Origin of the sequence: Erwinia sp. PsM31 (assembly GCF_030433775.1) — a bacterium.
Classification (GTDB): domain Bacteria; phylum Pseudomonadota; class Gammaproteobacteria; order Enterobacterales; family Enterobacteriaceae; genus Erwinia; species Erwinia aeris.
The window spans coordinates 1-222 of record NZ_JARUWZ010000125.1 but is presented as its reverse complement, the minus strand read 5'-3'; the positions used below and the strand labels follow the sequence as shown (position 1 = coordinate 222).

The window sequence follows — 222 nt, the reverse complement described above, 5'->3', positions numbered from 1 at the left end:
ATGCTGAATGACGTCATTACGCCGCAAACCAGCTTCTACGGCGCGCCGACATGGCCGCTGCCGGGCACCGAGCGCAAATACCGAGACTGGAAAAAAACCGGACACGGGATGCTTGACGTAACCCGCGCGATAGAAGAGTCGGCGGACACCTTCTTTTATAAGGTTGCCATTAAGATGGGTATCGATATCATTAATACAATGCACAGCCAGTTCTGCTAAGGT

Annotated in this window: 1 pseudogene; it reads left to right on the top strand. The window is 52.3% G+C overall.

Annotated features, from left to right (window positions below):
• Positions 1 to 213, top strand: a pseudogene (locus QCD69_RS22705) (penicillin-binding transpeptidase domain-containing protein); the annotation flags it as partial.
• Between the last annotated feature and the right edge of the window lie 9 nt (positions 214 to 222).